Here is a 16,300-nt window from a genome sequence, read left to right on the forward strand (position 1 = left end):
TAAGAAATATAACGACAGTATTCTAACTGTTGCTGAACCAATCACTTGTTGTACTTTTAGTATATTCATAGGATTTTTCTAATATAGTACAGCGAGATAAAAAGAACTTTTAAAATACCAAGCCTCTCCTATTGACTTTAATACGGGTTCTTGAGTAGTTTTGACATGTCGAAAGAGAAAAAGACGCTAGCAACATAACAACTATCGCACCATTCGACAGTAAATTAGAAAAGTACAAACATTATCAATATTCACTCCAAAATTTTAAAATTATGAAAAAGTTAATTTTTAGCCTCGCATTATTGATTGGTTTAAGTGTATCCAGTTTTTCATTCGCTTCAGAGAAAAACGAAAATGCAGCAGCAAAAGTTGAATTAGCTACTATGGGTGGCCTTAAATTCAAGTTATCTTTGAGCAGTGTGTCAGAGAAGTCTTCTATGGCTATCAAAGATAACTTCGGTGAAGTTCTTTACAGAACCAATCTTCCAAAATCAGACAACTACTCTAAAATATTTGACTTCTCAACGTTAAATGACGGAAACTACATCTTCGTGATCAACAACGGTGGCGAAATCGTTGAAAAGCCGATCACTATTGAAACGCATACTACACGTACTGCCACTCCTGCAGAACTGTAAGATTCAATGCTAAAATTAAAAAAGGGCTGGAAATTTTTCCAGCCCTTTTTTAGTATATAGCCCTAATCAACACTTTACGCCTATTGGTCCACTTCATTACGAACGATCAACACGGCGTGTTTTTTGGGAGCAATGGCCACACCATCAAGTTTGGCATAAGCCTTAGTAAATTCGGCACCAAAATAGAGGATAATAGAAGAATAGTAGATCCAGGTCAATAAAATAATGATGGAGGCCGAAGCCCCATATGTTGCGCCGAGATTGGACTTGCCCAGGTAAAAGCTGATACCGAATTTGCCCAATAAAAACAAAACGGCTGTAAAGCCAGCTCCCACCATACACTCTTTCCAACGAAGCTCCCCGTCAGGCAGCACCTTAAAGATTACCGTAAATAAGGCTGTAATGACTGTAAGTACCAAGGCTAGGTTCATCAGATAGAAAAATATGACGGAAGCCTCCGAGAAATAAGCTTCGAGCTCGGAGCTTAGCACCTCCACAATGGCGTTGGCTCCAAGAGAAACAATGAGCAGAAAACCCAGAGTAAGTATCAACGAAAAAGAAAGTAGGCGGTTTTTCAGATAGGCAAGCCAACCTTTTTCTGGCTTAGACTTAATAGACCATATGTAGTTAATAGAGTCCTGCATTTCGGCAAATACCCCTGTGGCACCTATCAGAAGCGTAGCTATTCCTATGGCCGAGGCCAATGTAGACTTGTTAGAGACCTGGGCATTCTGGATGATCTCCTGGAGTTGCTGGGTAGCAGCAGGCCCTACGAGCCCTTGCAGTTGACCGAAGAGTTCCCCTTGAATGGTACTCTTTTCCATAAAAAAACTTAAGGTCGAGATAATCACCAACAGCATAGGCGCCAGTGAAAAGATGGTATAGTAAGACAGGGAAGCACTTAATTTGAGCCCCTTGTCATTTAGGAATTCCGTAAATGATTCGGAAAGTAGAGAGAAAAATGTCTTAGCAATTTTCATAGTGTAGTAGGATGGTTATTAATTTTCTTTGAACCGAAAGATAACTTAATATTATCGTGCCAGAAAGTGATAACGGCCTTTTATGTACCAAAATGCGACAATTAACCTAAGGCAGAAAAGAAAAACCAGCTGGTATCAGTTACCAGCTGGCTCAATAAGGACGGCCCCTTGGGCATGCAAACTACTTACATGCTCCAGGCCGTATCTGTTTACTTTTCTATGGACTTTATAATAATAAGCCAGCCAAAGTAGCCGACATATAGGAAGCCAAGGTCCCCGCTATAAGGGCCTTAAAACCTAACCGTGCCAAATCGGCTCGTCGGGTAGGGGCCAACTCCCCTATACCACCTACCTGAATAGCTATAGAACTAAAGTTAGCAAAACCACATAGGGCAAAACTAGTGATGACAATCGTTTTATGATCGAGGGTATCTTTCATTTTGATCAGATCAAGATAAGCAACAAATTCGTTGATCACCATTTTGGTACCCATTAACGATCCGGCGGCCTCTATATCCTTACTAGGCACCCCCATGGCCCAAGCAAAAACAGAAAATACCTTTCCCAATAGGAAGTTGAAACTTAGTTGAGGAAAGGCAAACAAACCGCCTACCAGACCTAAAATATAGTCAAATAGAGCCACTAAAGCTATAAAACCAATTAACATGGCGATCACATTAAAACCAACACTTAGCCCCTCACTAGCTCCTGCCGCAACGGCATCGAGTAAGTTGGCATGGGTCTTCTTGATCTCCAGCTTTACCGCACCTTTGGTATTGGATTGCTCGGTTTCAGGAAACATTATTTTTGAAATCACCAAGGCTCCAGGAGCAGCCATGAGGCTGGCTGCTATCAAATAAGGAGCCGGAACGCCAAGGGAAATATATACGGCCATCACTCCACCAGCAATACAGGCAAAGCTACCGGTCATAGAGGCCATCAGCTCCGAGTTGGTCATGTTTTTAAGGTAGGGCTTTATCATAATCTGAGCCTCTACCTGCCCTACGAAGGTACTTGCCACATTGGACACGGCCTCGGCACCACTTACCCCCATCACCCAGTATACTCCTTTGGCAATGGTAGATACCACCCGCTGCATAATACCTAAATGATAAAGCATATTCACCAAGACAGCCACAAAGATGATGGTAGGAATAACTTTAAAGAAAAAAACGAAATCATTTCCTGGACCAAATGCCTTCTGCATCAGGTCGGAACGCACCAAGGTTCCAAAAACAAAGTCGGCTCCCTTGTCAGAAAAGGACAATAGTTTTTGTACTTTTTCTCCTAGCCATTGAAAGACTGCCTGCCCGGTATCGGTCCTCAATATAAAAACCGCTAATCCAAATTGCAGTCCCAGACCTACCCCTACTGTTCTGTAATTGATGGCTTTTCGATTATTGGACATCGCAAAAGCTATTCCTAATATCAGCAGTATGCCTAGTAAACCTGTAAATCTTTCCATGCCTTATTTTTTAGCGCTCATTTTCCAAGGCCGCAAAATAACGAACAAATTTATAGATCGCCGCATGGGATACGAAAACTATGATATTTATTAGATAAAATGCCTGTTTTTTTACTTAAAATATAACTATAACCAGCCCCATTAGGAGGACTTTCGGTAATTGAACAGGGCCCAGGAATTAAAGAACACGGCAAATAATGCCATGATCAGAAAATGATTCTGGAGGTCGACCCAATTGCTCCCTTTGAGCACCACCCCACGCATCACCTCAATAAAATAGGTAACCGGATTAAGGTAAGCGATCACTTTGGCCCACTCGGGCATGCTATCGATAGAGGTAAACAAACCACTCATCAACAAAAATATCATCACAAAGAAGAAGGCGACCGACATGGCTTGTTGTTGTGTGTCGGTATAGGTCGATACCAACAAGCCAAAACCTAAGATGGCTACCAAATACAAGGCCAAATAGGCATATAATAGCAGGAGGCTACCCACCGGGATAATATGATAAATATAACGGGACACCACCAATTGTCCTATGCTAAAAACTACCATACCAATCACCCAGAATGGCACCAGCTTCCCAATAATAAAGTGGTGCTTACGAATGGGTGAAACGTTGATCTGCTCGATCGTCCCTATCTCCTTCTCTTTTACAATATTTAGGGCCGACATATAGCCTCCAATCATGGTGACCAGAAAAGCCAAAATGCCTGGTACCATAAAAAATTTATAGTTCATATGGGGGTTAAACCAGTTGGACGAGGTCACAATAATTTGGGAAGAAGGTGCTGAGGCGCCCTTATTTCGTTTTTCCTGGTTTAATTCTTCACTAAAATCGCCAATAATACGACTCAGGTACGAAGCCCCCACATTGGCTTTAGTCCCATTGATCGCGTTTACTGCCAGAAACAACCGCTCGACACCTTCCCTTTGGAGGGTATTCTCAAACTTAGCAGGTATTTCTAAAACCAGATCGGCCTCATCAAGGGCGATCATCCGATCGCCTTCCCGGTACGAATCCATAAAACCTGTTAAGCGAAAGTAGCCCGTCGCATCAATCTTATGGGTCAGTCTACTTGAAAAAGCGGAGCGGTCGTGATCTACGACCGCAATATTAATATTCTTGATTTCGTAATCGGCTGCCAGCGGCAAAACGATGAGTTGGATCAAAGGCATTCCAAACAACATGGGCAAGAGCGCCTTATTGCGAAAAATTTGCTTAAACTCCTTTTCCAATAAAAATAAAATCGTTTTCATATCCTTTCAGTTTATGTATTATAACCCCACTACTTTCCAATTTTTGGGAAAAGGGCTACTCCAACCGAATCTTGAACTTACGCCAACTGACCACTAATAAGAAAATAGTCATCCCTACCAGTATAGCCGTCTCTTTCCAAATAGCGGACAATCCTAGTCCCTTAATCATAATGGCCTTGACGATTACATAATAATAGCGAGCGGGCACCACATGAGAAATTACCTGCAAGGGAATAGGCATATTTTCGATCGGGAACATAAAGCCTGTAAATAGCATGGTAGGTAGCATCATCCCCATCAATGACAAGAGCATAGCTGCCTGCTGAGAGTCGGTGACCGACGATATTAGCAGGCCCAGAGATAGTGAAGTTATAATATAGATGGTACTGATACCAAACAGAAGCAGTAGACTCCCATTGATGGGCATCTCCAAAAGCACCACGCTCAGTACTAGAATCAAAGTCAAATTAACAAGCGACAATACCAGATAAGGGATGGCCTTGGAGAGAATGACCAATATGGGCTCAAAAGGCGACACCAACAACACTTCCATGGTACCTAGCTCCTTTTCCCTCACGATAGAGATGGAGGTCATCATTACGCAGATCAACAATAGGACCAGTGACATCACCCCTGGAACAAAATTCGGCGCTCCTTTGAGTTGAGGATTGTACAACATACGCATCACAGGGACGATTCTGACCTCGGGCCGAACTTGAAGATTTCCCTTCTGGTCCGTTTGAAAGTCTTGGATGATATTATTCAGGTAATTAGTAATCGTATTAGCCGTATTGGGATCCGAACCATCGGTTATAATTTGTAAGGTAGGCTCCTGTTGCCGAGCCAAATCCGCTTCGAATTGGGCAGGTATTACCAATACGAGCCTAGCCTGGCCACTCTTAAAATGCCCTTCTATTTCGGCCGGATTATGGAGCATGGCCGCTACTTCGAAATACTTGCTAGCCTCAACCCTTTGTATAAGCCGCTTAGAGGCTCTGTCGCCGGCTTGGTCATATACCGCTATTTTGGTATTCTTAATCTCGTTGGTAAGCGCAAACCCAAAGAGCAATATCTGAGCAATTGGAAGTCCAAATAACAGCAATAAAGATTTTCTATCACGAAAAACGTGATAAAACTCCTTCGTTATAAAGGCCTTCATCTGGACCAGCAATATCTTTATAGTTGCATTCATGATAGACTTACTCTCTGATTATTACTTATCAACGGTTCTATTTTATCATTAATCCGCTCTTTGGGCGCCTCTGGCCAATCGATAAAACACTTCTTCGATGCTGTTGACACCAAATTGCTCTTTTAGATTCTGCGGGCTATCTAAGGCATCCATTCGGCCGTCGACCATCACCGATACCCGGTCGCAATACTCGGCCTCGTCCATGTAATGAGTCGTAACAAAGATGGTTACTCCCCTTGCTGCCGCCTGATAGATAAGGTCCCAAAATTGCCTCCTGGTTACCGGGTCGACGCCACCGGTAGGTTCGTCGAGGAACACGATTTTAGGGTCGTGGAGTACGGCCACTGAAAAGGCCAATTTTTGTTTCCATCCCAAAGGCAAGTCCCCTACGAGTGCCTTGGCTTTCGATTGCAAACCCAAATCGGCCAATAACTGATTTCCTTTTTGTCGGATACCCTCATAACTTAACCCGTAAATACCTCCGAAAAAGCGGATATTTTCTTGAATGGTTAGGTCCTCATAAAGCGAAAATTTTTGACTCATATAGCCAATATTTTTCTTAATAGATTCCGCCTCCCGATACACATCGTAACCAGCCACCGATGCCTCACCGGAGGTAGGCTCCAGCAAGCCACACAACATACGCATGGCTGTAGTCTTCCCTGCCCCATTGGCACCCAAAAAACCAAATATCTCTCCGGCATATACCTCAAAAGTGATATGATCGGTGGCTACAAATGTTCCAAATTTCTTGGTAAGGCCGTTGGCTCGAATGGATATCGTGTTGGTCATGATGCAGTTTTTAGTTGCTTTTCGGACTTCATCAAATACATAAAACAGTCTTCGATACTGGGCTTCACCTCCATAAAAACTACCTCTTGGTGTTTTTTGTCCTTCAAATAATCTTTGAAACGCCTAATGGTACTTTCTTCTTGATCCAAAAAGGTAAGATGTAAATATTCGCCAAATGCAAAACAACTCTGTGTTCCATCAAATGCCTGGGCATCGCACAATAGGGAATAGGTAGCCTTCGCCTTAAGGGCAAACAACCGGATGGGGAATGCATCTAGAATACCCTGTGGTGTATCTATTTTCATGATGCGACCTTCCTGGATCAGGGCTATACGGTCGCAGAGGGTAGCCTCGTCCATATAAGGGGTCGAAACCAAGATGGTAATTCCTTGCTTCTTTAGCTTGGCAAGCATTTGCCAAAACTCCTTGCGCGACACCACATCCACTCCGGTGGTAGGCTCATCGAGAAATAACACGGTAGGCTTGTGAATCAAAGCGCAACAAAGCGCCAATTTTTGCTTCATCCCCCCTGACAATTGTCCCGCTCTACGGTCCCGAAAAGGCGCAATCTGGACATAAATATCATGGATCAGATCCATATTTGCCTGTACCGTCGTATTAAAAAGGGTAGCAAAAAACTCGAGATTCTCAGCTACGGTAAGGTCCTGGTACAAGGAGAACTTCCCGGGCATATACCCCACCCTATTTCGTAGGGCTTTCACCTCCGTTGCAATGTCCAGACCATCCACTACGGCTTGTCCTATATCGGGGACATATAAGGTGGTCAACACCCGTATCAAGGTCGTTTTCCCCGCTCCGTCGGGGCCAATTAACCCAAAAAGCTCCCCTGGCTCCACCGTAAAGGAAATATCCTCAATGGCTGTGGTAGCCCCCTTGTTAAAGGTCTTGGTCAAGGCTGTACATCTAATGCCCCGCTCTACTGTAGCTTCCTCCATGCGTTCTTAATTTTTTTGTCCCAACGTGCAATAGGGCTATAAAAAACTCACTTCTCCGTACATACCTATTTTTAAGGTCCCATCATTGGGCACCATTATCTTGATGGCATATACCATATTCGCTCTTTCGTCTTTGGTCTGAATCGTTTTAGGGGTAAATTCTGCCTTGGAACTAATCCAACTCACTACACCCTCGTGCTGGTCATAATCCTCCTTGTTGGCATCGGTCCATACCTGAACCTTCTGGTTAAGCTTGAGGCCGGAGAGTTGATCGCCTGTTATATAGGCTCTAAGCGTGAGCCTGGACAGATCGGCCATTTTATAGATCCCCTTTCCGGGCAGGGCCATTTCGTTGGCATATATAAGCTGGTCCAAGACGGTCCCCTCCATAGGACAGCGGAGGGTACACTTGCTCAGCTGATCGTCTATCTGTTGTACTTGCGACAACAAGGGTTCACGTTCGCTCAGGAGCCCTTTGGTTTGGGTATTCAGCACCGATCTTTGCGCCAAATCTTGATGACGCACTACCTCCAACTGCCTTTTAAGAGCCTCGAGTCGACCATTGATTTCGTCGAATTGTTGTGGGGTAGCCGCTTCTAACTTCAACATATTTTGGACTCGATTTTTTTCAACCTCCAGCGTTTGGATCTGACTTTCGAGCACCAACCGTTGCTTTTGAAAGGCGGCCGTTTGGACACCAATCTGCGGCAGCTTGCTATCGATCCCTGCCAGCTGCGCCAGCAACTGTCGTTTCTTCAAATAAAGCTGAGTACTATCGATATACCCTATAATCGAACCCGATTTCAAAAGCTGTCCTTCTTCTATGTGGAGCTGCGTAATGATCCCACTCACTTCGGCAGGAATGATCACCTCCTCCGCCTCAAACACGCCGGAAGCATCATACGTTTTATTCTGGCTCTGACAACCCATCAGGACCCATAATAATGCTCCAATTGGCCCAAGTTTTAATAATGTTTTCATATACTGGTCATTTTAAAGTAAAACCTCACTCGAAAAAAAAGGCTGTACGGGCTACTGCCCAAGCGTCGCCTGATGATTGTATCCATTGAGTAAAAACTGTATTTGATGATATTGGTAATTTTCTCTGGCGACCCCTTCGGCATTCAAGTCCCGCACATAGTCGGATGGAAGCTTCACGCCATTCGCCAACTGACTGGCCGACACATCCTTAACAGATTCCCGTAGTGTGATAAGCTCTTGGTCCGAAGCCAAAAGGCTCAACCATTTGCTCCGCTCTCCCTCCTGTTGAAGCAGACTTTGATGGGTTCGAAAAAGGAACAATTCCCGCTGCACCTCCAGAGAGGCGAGCTTATTACGCAAGATCTGACGTTCCCCCTTCAGGGTATACCCCGCCGCTATGGGCCAACTAACTCGAAGCCCCCCAATGCCATAAAAGCTAAAATCGTTCTTCAAAAAATTCAAAGCTGGCCTGCCATACCCTCCCTGTGCGAACAGTTGGGCTTTGGGCCTACTCTTCACCAGCAAAAGCCTACCCTCAGCGGCAATTACATCCTTGGTAGCCTCTATGCCATCCAATTCGGGACGGGTCACTTGGCCTGCTATAAAGGAAACCGGGGGTGGTGTCTGTAACACTACCTGCTCCTGAAGCTCTTCGCCAATATAGTGTGCGAGCATCTGCAAATATGCGCCACGCATGGTACGCTGCTCCATGGCATTCTGCTCCAACTGAATAAGTTCGGCCCTGAATACATCGGCATGAGACCGTAAGGCGGCCCCTTCGGCAATGGCTCCTTGAACCTGCTCCAACCCACGCTGCAAGTCCTTCCTCCGCAAATCGTTGACCAACAAACAGTTGTCGATCAACAATATTCCAAAATAAAGCTCATTAACGCTCCTTCGGAGCTGGTAGAGCTTCGTCCGTATATCTGCCTGCTCTTGCTTAGCCTTGGCTTCGGCCAGTTTGGTCTGTCCTACCACAGCGCCCCCATCATACAGCACTTGAGTCACCTCTCCATATAGTTTGTATTGATCCTTGCTAATGGTTGGGATTTCCACTCCGGGTATGCTGATCGGAAATCCGGTCACCTCCGACTGGTAGCTGGCCTGCCCATAAAGATTGATTTGAGGCAATAACCCCTTTCTCGCATTCTCTATGGTGTATCCCGCTGTGCTGGCAATCAGCCCTTGCTCCGCGATAAGGGGATAGTTTGCCTCCGCTTTAAGATAACAGCCCGCCAGAGAAAGAGAATCGGGCTGGGCTTGGACGTTCCACCCCCAGGCCATTACCGCTATGGTGTACATCATCTTTTTCATAATCCACTAATTTAATCAGTTACTTTAATCATTTGATTAAAAACAAAGCAAAAAAAAGGCCTAATCAGCCTTTACTTGAAGCATGGCTTCCACCCATAAAGGGATCATTTTTTTCCTTACCAACATCATTTCTCTATAATTAGCATCTTCGACGCCCACCACATTCTGTATAATAGGTTTGACCACAAACGGAAACACCACCATGCCCAGTAAGTTCATCAAAATATGTACTGGATTGATGGGTTCAATTTCGCGCCGTTCAATGGCTTCCCTAAGCTGTTCCGACATAATAGACCCTTCAAAAATCTTAACGAATCGTACGCGTTGAAACATTTCCAATGGATTGCTTCGAATTTCACTTAATATAAAAATAGGCATATCTGGCTTATCCAGGAACAAGTCTATATAGTTCTCAACCAGTAATTTAAATTTTTCTTGATACGTAGTCCTAGCATCGGTGGTTACCGACTCTATGCTACATAAAAATTGCTTGAGATTGTCGGCCATAATGAGCTCAAAGAGCTTTTCTTTGCTCCTAAAATAATAGTTGAGCAACGCCAAATTGATCCCAGCCTCCTCCGCTATATCCCTGGTCTTGGTGGCTGCATACCCCTTTTGAGTAAATAACTTATGGGCAGCAGCTACTATCTTTTCCTCTGTTGATGTATTTTCCACGGACATATTCCTGATTTGGTCTTATGATAACGAGACAAAAGTAAGACGCAAAACAGAATTAAACAAAAAATTTAAACAAACGTTTAAAACAATTTTATAAACCCACCGATTCCATTCGAAAGGGCACTCTTATAAGCTAGCCATATGGCGTTGATGAAGGGCCGTTTCCGTTTTAGGCACCCATCGGCCATTTTTCTTTATAAAAACATCTATTTTTTGAAAGTTCTGCCTACGATCCCCATCCGGGGTCTGATACACGATCTGAATCAGGCTATTCCTCACGGCCACCTTGGTGTCGTCGTAGAAGCGTATGGCTTCGCTATTGGGAAGGTACTGAGCCGACTTAAAAGTACCCAACCTGTTATCGACATGCTTACTAATGTCGACCAGCGCCAGGTTAGAAGACGGCAGGGAAGCACTAAGGGAAATAGGCTCATGGAGTGCCGATGAGTCGGCCTTGGCTTGGTGGAGGGACCAGTCTGGTACACTTTCCGACTTCATTCCGTTGGTGGCGGCCTTTTCTTGAATGCAACAAGCCAATAAAAACACAAGGATGATGCAGGCGATAACCTGTTCTGTTTGTAGTGAAATTTTCATAGCTAGGGGTGAATAGTTGAGTCTAACAAAGATTCCAAATTTTTGCAGCAATTAATAGGGTAAAACTACCCGATTTACATCCACTTACACAAAAAAAGGGTATGAGACAAGCCCATACCCTTCTGATCTGTAACTAATTACAAACTAATATGCCAAAACTGGAGACAACCATTTTTCTATTTCCTCCAAAGGCATGTCCTTCCTATGGGCATAATCCACGACCTGATCTTTGTGAATTTTTCCTACCGGGAAATAGCGACTCTGTGGATGCGAGAAATACCAGCCACTAACGCTACTGGCCGGATACATGGCGTAGCTCTCCGTTAGCGTAATCCCTATTTCTTCGGCACCAAGCAGATCGAAAAGTTTTCTTTTTTCGGTATGATCTGGGCAAGCAGGATAGCCAGGTGCCGGACGTATTCCCTTGTAGCTTTCTTTAATGAGTTCTTCATTAGAAAGTTGCTCGGCAGTATCGTACCCCCACAATTCCTTCCTTACCCTTTCATGCATCAATTCGGCCAGGGCTTCGACCAACCGGTCGGCTAGGGCTTTCACCATTATGCTATTATAATCGTCGTGATCACGTTCATACTTTTCCAATAATGCCTCGATACCAATCCCGGCCGTTACGGCAAACCCACCAATATAGTCGGTATGACCGGACTCCAGAGGTGCCACAAAGTCGGACAGGCAATAATTAGGCAAGTTTTTAGCCTTTTCACTCTGTTGCCTCAGGTGATGCAACACGGCCATATTATCGGCGATAAGCTCCCCGGGATTTATTGCGGAGGGTTGCGAAATTTTATATTCAATATGTTGGTGCGAGCCATGGCGTTCACAAGCCACTTCCTTGGTATGCTGTTCGAAGTGATGCAACATAATATCGTCTTCCATGGAGTTGGCAGGCCAAAAACCAATCACCGCTTTGGCTTTCAGGGACTTATCCTTAATAATTTCTCCCAAAAGCGTTACGGCCTCGTTAAACAAGCGGGTGGCCTCAGCTCCCACAACCTTATCTTCAAATATTTTGGGGTATTTACCATGCAGCTGCCAGGTTTGAAAGAAGGGCGTCCAGTCGATATATTTGGCTATGTCATTCAAATCGTAATCATCGTAGACCCTCGTGCCTAGAAATTGCGGCTTTGTAGCTACAAAGTCAGACCAATCGATCTTGGTTTTATTCCCCCTGGCTTTATCGATCGGAACATGGGCTTTCACTCCCGATCTTTTGGCGTGGTCTTCGCGTAGCTTGGCGTATTCCGATTTGATATCGGACAGCACCTGGGCTTGGCTTGCATCGCTTTGGATGAGCTTGCCCGCTACTGGAACCGACCGAGAGGCATCCAAAACGTGGATCACAGGCCCCGAATAGTTAGGATCGATTTTCACGGCCGTATGAATGCGAGAAGTAGTAGCCCCACCAATTAGGAGCGGCAAGGTCATATTTCTCCGTTCCATTTCTTTGGCCACACCCACCATTTCATCCAACGAAGGGGTAATCAGGCCAGAGAGTCCAATGATATCTACTTGATGTTCCACGGCCGCGGCTAATATTTTATCGGTTGGCACCATCACACCAAGATCAATAATTTCATAATTATTACATCCTAGAACTACCCCTACGATATTCTTCCCGATGTCGTGCACATCGCCCTTCACGGTGGCTAAGAGAATACGACCCGCAGTGCTTCCTTCGGCTTTTTCGGCCTCTATAAAAGGTTGCAAATAGGCTACGGCTTTTTTCATTACCCGGGCCGACTTCACGACCTGTGGCAAAAACATTTTCCCTTCGCCAAATAAGTCACCTACAATACCCATCCCATCCATGAGGGGGCCTTCAATTACTTCTATTGGTTTCTCAAATAAGTGCCTACATTCCTCTACATCCACTTCAATATAATCGGAATTACCCTTCACCAAGGCAAAAGATATCCGTTCCTTTACGGGAAGTTCCCTCCAGCTCAAGTCTGGCCCGGTTTGCGTTTTTCCTTTATCCTTCACCGTTTCGGCATAGGTCACCAGCCTTTCGGTAGCGTCAGGTCGGCGGTTCAGCAATACGTCTTCTACCAGCTCGAGAACATCCTTTGGTATTTCGTCATAAATACCTATTTGACCGGCGTTCACGATCCCCATGTCCAAACCTGCCCGAATGGCGTGATATAAGAATGCGGTATGAATGGCCTCTCTCACGGGCTCATTGCCCCTGAAGCTAAAGGACACATTGGACACTCCACCAGATACTTTGGCATGAGGCAGATTCTGCTTGATCCAACGAACGGCATTGATAAAGTCTACTGCATAGTTGTTATGCTCCTCCATCCCGGTGGCTACCGTGAGGATATTAGGATCAAAAATGATGTCTTGCGGAGGGAAACCCACTACGTCCACGAGGATTTTATAGGCCCTTTCACAAATTTCTATACGTCTTTCATAATTATCGGCCTGTCCACTTTCGTCGAAAGCCATTACTACGGTAGCGGCACCATAACGCAATACCGTCCTGGCCGATTCAATAAACTTCTCCTCTCCTTCTTTTAGGGAGATAGAGTTGACTATCGATTTCCCTTGCACACATTTCAAACCCGATTCTATCACTTCCCATTTGGAGGAATCGACCATTATGGGAACTTTGGAAATATCGGGTTCGGCGGCAATCAGGTTTAGGAAGGTTTTCATAGCCTCTACCCCGTCTATCATCCCCTCGTCCAAGTTGACGTCGATGACTTGAGCGCCATTTTCAACCTGTTCGCGGGCAATGCTCAGCGCTTCATCGTATTTTTCTTCGCGGATGAGTCGGGCAAACTTCTTAGAACCGGTTACATTACAGCGTTCACCGATGTTGACAAAGTTGGAAAGTGAATTGATACTTACGGGCTCCAAACCCGACAATTTCATCACTTGGGAGCGATCAGGGATCGTCCGAGGCGCATGCTTACTGGCTACTTCGGCAATGGCCCTGATATGGTCGGGAGTGGTACCGCAGCAGCCCCCAATAATATTAATGAGCCCATCCCCAAGGAAACCATCGATTACCTCCCCCATTTGCTCCGGCGACTCGTCGTATTCCCCCATTTCGTTGGGTAAGCCAGCATTGGGGTGTGCTGAGGTATAGAAGGGTGACTCGTTGGACAGTATCTGTACATATGGCCGCATCAAATCGGCCCCTAGGGCACAATTGAGCCCAACGGATAATAAGGGAAGGTGCGAAATAGAAGTCAAAAATGCTTCGGTAGTCTGTCCTGAAAGCGTACGCCCCGAGGCATCGGTGATGGTCCCCGATATCATAATGGGCAACATCCCTCCTTTGGGTATACGCCAGGAAGGCAAATGCTCCACCAGACCGTTGCGGGCATCTACAAAAAACTGATCGATGGCAAAGAGTGCCGCTTTGGCATTCAGCGTATCGAAGACGGTCTCTACCAACAGCAAATCGGCTCCACCATCGGTGAGGCCTTGAACTTGCTGATAGTAAGCCGCCACAAGTTGATCGAAACTAATAGCCCGATACCCGGGGTTGTTGACGTCGGGCGACAGGGAGGCCGTTCGGTTAGTAGGCCCTATAGAACCCGCCACAAACCGGGGCTTTTCGGGCTGGGCCAAGGTGAATTCGTCGGCTACTTCACGAGCCAAACGAGCTGATTCATAATTTAACTCATATACAAACTCTTCCATACCGTAATCGGCCATGGCGATGGTCGTACAAGAGAAGGTATTTGTTTCGGCAATATCGGCACCCGCCTCGAAATAGGCGGCATGAATCTCTTTGATCACTTCTGGACGTGTCAAAGACAGCAAATCGTTATTCCCTTTTACATCATGCGGCCAGTCCTTGAAGCGGTCTCCCCGGTAGTCGGCATCTTCCAGTTTATATCGCTGGATCATCGTACCCATGGCACCATCCAGCACCAATATTCTACTCTTGAGTATTTCCCGAATATCAATCTGTTCCGTTTGAATCATCTTGCTAATTTTTATTGGACAAAAATTCTGCCGGTCTAAATCTTTTAGAGGCTACTAATTTTCAGGACAAATTTACCCTTTATAGATGTTTTGTTCAAAAATTTTAAAATAAATAGACTTTTACACTACAATGAGTTATATTAGTAATTACAATATCTATATTCAGGAAACTTTCAAAGTATTTTAAGATATTTTATCTATGCACCAATTAGACCAGACCGACACTAAGATCTTACATTTTTTGCAGGAGGATGCTACATTAAAAACGAGGGAATTGGCCGAACGGCTCCATTTGTCCTATACTCCGGTTTATGAAAGAGTAAGGCGCTTAGAGAAAGAAGGGATCATTAAGCGGTATGTGGCGCTCGTCGACCGGGAGAAAGTCGGCCGTAAGCTAATGGCTTTCTGTAATATCGCTCTGAAAGAGCATTCGAAGAGTATGGGAGAAACGTTTGTCAAGGCCATTATAGCCATGCCCGAAGTCATGGAATGCTTTAATATTTCGGGGGATTACGACTTTTTGCTCAAGATTGTGGTGGAAGATATGTCCCAGTATCAGGAATTTCTCATGCAAAAATTGGGCTCTCTCGACAATATTGGAAGCACCCATAGCCTTTTTGTAATGGGGGAAATTAAGAACTCTACTTTATTAGAAATGAGTGAGCCACAAAAATAAATACGGTACCAAAAAATTCAGTACCGTATTCCAACTTACCCCTAACAAAATTTATTTTCTTTTTCGCTTATGGATCATTTTGGGAATTTCAAGCTCCTTATTGAATGAACCATCCGCATTAAATAATATCACTTTTTTGGATTCTTCAGAGCCGATCACCACCAGGTATTCACCAGCTTCGTTGGTACCTGCCTTGGCGGGTGTAAAGTCGGCATAGGTCTCGGTCAAATAGGTAGTAATTGCAGTCGGTAGGGCATCTAATTCTACTTTTATCAAACGAGCCCTTTTAGCATGAGACTTTAATTCCTCTACAAAGCTACCATCCGCAGCAAAGAGCAGGCCTGTGGCGGTCCCATCCGCAAGACTCAAAGCCACCACCGTTTTGCCTTCCGCATTTTGACCAGCATATTTGATTACCGCTTCTGAATAATTCGTCTCCAAATATTCGGTAATGCTCGTGTTCAAGTCCTCTGCCGCTACTTCGGTCAGCTTGCCCTTGCATTTATATGAAGTTACCGAGTCGCTAGCCACCCCATATCGTGCCGCCGAATAATCTAAAATGTCTGCATCTGCTTCAGTAGATTCTACGGCAGAAACACTGTTCGCGTCTTCCTTACAGCCCGTAAGCACTATGCCTGTAAACAAGGCCATCATCATTAGCCATTTTTTCATAAAAAATCAGTTTTAGCGTTTGATAAAATTAAATCATCCGTATCCACCTTACGCCATGCCCCTTTCGCCTGTTGCAGAAGTTTTAAAAAAAAATAATTATTTTGTTCTCAGTTAAATACTTTGCAACATATGGGAGCTA

Annotated in this window: 14 protein-coding genes; 2 read left to right on the plus strand and 12 right to left on the minus strand. The window is 44.9% G+C overall.

Annotation, left to right across the window (positions count from 1 at the left end; translation table 11 throughout):
- The first annotated feature begins 272 nt into the window (after positions 1 to 272).
- Positions 273 to 638, plus strand: coding sequence for a T9SS type A sorting domain-containing protein (locus tag CLV98_RS05060; protein WP_109673228.1), 366 nt, complete (start codon positions 273 to 275; stop codon positions 636 to 638).
- 80 nt (positions 639 to 718) lie between these two features.
- Here the strand turns inward: CLV98_RS05060 and CLV98_RS05065 are convergent, their stop codons facing one another.
- From CLV98_RS05065 to metH, 11 genes are all read right to left on the minus strand, one after another.
- Positions 719 to 1,618: a YihY/virulence factor BrkB family protein gene (locus CLV98_RS05065; protein ID WP_109673229.1), complete on the minus strand. Its 900-nt coding sequence runs from the start codon at positions 1,616 to 1,618 to the stop codon at positions 719 to 721.
- 226 nt (positions 1,619 to 1,844) lie between these two features.
- Positions 1,845 to 3,083 (minus strand): NupC/NupG family nucleoside CNT transporter, encoded by a 1,239-nt coding sequence (locus tag CLV98_RS05070; RefSeq protein ID WP_109673230.1) that lies wholly within the window; start codon positions 3,081 to 3,083, stop codon positions 1,845 to 1,847.
- A gap of 141 nt (positions 3,084 to 3,224) precedes the next feature.
- Complete coding sequence (locus CLV98_RS05075) at positions 3,225 to 4,346, minus strand: ABC transporter permease (protein ID WP_109673231.1); 1,122 nt, start codon at positions 4,344 to 4,346, stop codon at positions 3,225 to 3,227.
- Between the two features lie 55 nt (positions 4,347 to 4,401).
- Positions 4,402 to 5,538, minus strand: coding sequence for an ABC transporter permease (locus CLV98_RS05080; RefSeq protein ID WP_229203221.1), 1,137 nt, complete (start codon positions 5,536 to 5,538; stop codon positions 4,402 to 4,404).
- 48 nt (positions 5,539 to 5,586) lie between these two features.
- Positions 5,587 to 6,330 carry an ABC transporter ATP-binding protein gene (locus CLV98_RS05085; protein ID WP_109673232.1) on the minus strand — a complete coding sequence of 248 codons (744 nt, stop codon included), beginning with the start codon at positions 6,328 to 6,330 and terminating at the stop codon, positions 5,587 to 5,589.
- The gene (locus CLV98_RS05090; protein ID WP_109673233.1) at positions 6,327 to 7,286 is read right to left on the minus strand and encodes an ABC transporter ATP-binding protein; all 960 of its coding nucleotides are present in this window, start codon (positions 7,284 to 7,286) and stop codon (positions 6,327 to 6,329) included. Before CLV98_RS05090 ends, CLV98_RS05085 begins: the two co-directional genes overlap by 4 nt.
- A 36-nt stretch (positions 7,287 to 7,322) precedes the next feature.
- Positions 7,323 to 8,267, minus strand: a complete 945-nt coding sequence (locus tag CLV98_RS05095) for an HlyD family secretion protein (protein WP_109673234.1) — start codon at positions 8,265 to 8,267, stop codon at positions 7,323 to 7,325.
- Between the two features lie 51 nt (positions 8,268 to 8,318).
- Complete coding sequence (locus CLV98_RS05100; RefSeq protein ID WP_109673235.1) at positions 8,319 to 9,581, minus strand: TolC family protein; 1,263 nt, start codon at positions 9,579 to 9,581, stop codon at positions 8,319 to 8,321.
- A gap of 60 nt (positions 9,582 to 9,641) precedes the next feature.
- On the minus strand, positions 9,642 to 10,256 hold the full coding sequence (locus tag CLV98_RS05105) for a TetR/AcrR family transcriptional regulator (protein ID WP_229203222.1): 615 nt from the start codon (positions 10,254 to 10,256) through the stop codon (positions 9,642 to 9,644).
- A gap of 129 nt (positions 10,257 to 10,385) precedes the next feature.
- On the minus strand, positions 10,386 to 10,853 hold the full coding sequence (locus CLV98_RS05110; protein WP_109673237.1) for a hypothetical protein: 468 nt from the start codon (positions 10,851 to 10,853) through the stop codon (positions 10,386 to 10,388).
- Between the two features lie 144 nt (positions 10,854 to 10,997).
- Positions 10,998 to 14,813: a methionine synthase gene (gene metH / locus CLV98_RS05115; RefSeq protein WP_109673238.1), complete on the minus strand. Its 3,816-nt coding sequence runs from the start codon at positions 14,811 to 14,813 to the stop codon at positions 10,998 to 11,000.
- A 199-nt stretch (positions 14,814 to 15,012) separates the two neighbouring features.
- Between metH and CLV98_RS05120 the strand changes: the two genes are divergently transcribed.
- The gene (locus CLV98_RS05120; protein WP_109673239.1) at positions 15,013 to 15,489 is read left to right on the plus strand and encodes an Lrp/AsnC family transcriptional regulator; all 477 of its coding nucleotides are present in this window, start codon (positions 15,013 to 15,015) and stop codon (positions 15,487 to 15,489) included.
- Between the two features lie 51 nt (positions 15,490 to 15,540).
- Here the strand turns inward: CLV98_RS05120 and CLV98_RS05125 are convergent, their stop codons facing one another.
- Entirely contained in the window at positions 15,541 to 16,161 is a 621-nt protein-coding gene (locus CLV98_RS05125; protein ID WP_109673240.1) for a hypothetical protein, read from the minus strand.
- Positions 16,162 to 16,300 lie beyond the last annotated feature (139 nt).

The organism is Dyadobacter jejuensis (genome assembly GCF_003149085.1).
In the GTDB taxonomy this organism is placed as follows: domain Bacteria; phylum Bacteroidota; class Bacteroidia; order Cytophagales; family Spirosomataceae; genus Dyadobacter; species Dyadobacter jejuensis.

What these genes read in the sequence shown, in the direction of transcription:
- CLV98_RS05085 (WP_109673232.1), bottom strand. Translation starts at nt 6,330, where the DNA reads ATGACCAACACGATATCCATTCGAGCCAACGGCCTTACCAAGAAATTT.
- CLV98_RS05125 (WP_109673240.1), bottom strand. Translation starts at nt 16,161, where the DNA reads ATGAAAAAATGGCTAATGATGATGGCCTTGTTTACAGGCATAGTGCTT.
- CLV98_RS05090 (WP_109673233.1), bottom strand. Translation starts at nt 7,286, where the DNA reads ATGGAGGAAGCTACAGTAGAGCGGGGCATTAGATGTACAGCCTTGACC.
- CLV98_RS05120 (WP_109673239.1), top strand. Translation starts at nt 15,013, where the DNA reads ATGCACCAATTAGACCAGACCGACACTAAGATCTTACATTTTTTGCAG.
- CLV98_RS05075 (WP_109673231.1), bottom strand. Translation starts at nt 4,346, where the DNA reads ATGAAAACGATTTTATTTTTATTGGAAAAGGAGTTTAAGCAAATTTTT.
- CLV98_RS05080 (WP_229203221.1), bottom strand. Translation starts at nt 5,538, where the DNA reads ATGAATGCAACTATAAAGATATTGCTGGTCCAGATGAAGGCCTTTATA.
- CLV98_RS05070 (WP_109673230.1), bottom strand. Translation starts at nt 3,083, where the DNA reads ATGGAAAGATTTACAGGTTTACTAGGCATACTGCTGATATTAGGAATA.
- CLV98_RS05065 (WP_109673229.1), bottom strand. Translation starts at nt 1,618, where the DNA reads ATGAAAATTGCTAAGACATTTTTCTCTCTACTTTCCGAATCATTTACG.
- metH (WP_109673238.1), bottom strand. Translation starts at nt 14,813, where the DNA reads ATGATTCAAACGGAACAGATTGATATTCGGGAAATACTCAAGAGTAGA.
- CLV98_RS05095 (WP_109673234.1), bottom strand. Translation starts at nt 8,267, where the DNA reads ATGAAAACATTATTAAAACTTGGGCCAATTGGAGCATTATTATGGGTC.
- CLV98_RS05060 (WP_109673228.1), top strand. Translation starts at nt 273, where the DNA reads ATGAAAAAGTTAATTTTTAGCCTCGCATTATTGATTGGTTTAAGTGTA.
- CLV98_RS05110 (WP_109673237.1), bottom strand. Translation starts at nt 10,853, where the DNA reads ATGAAAATTTCACTACAAACAGAACAGGTTATCGCCTGCATCATCCTT.
- CLV98_RS05100 (WP_109673235.1), bottom strand. Translation starts at nt 9,581, where the DNA reads ATGAAAAAGATGATGTACACCATAGCGGTAATGGCCTGGGGGTGGAAC.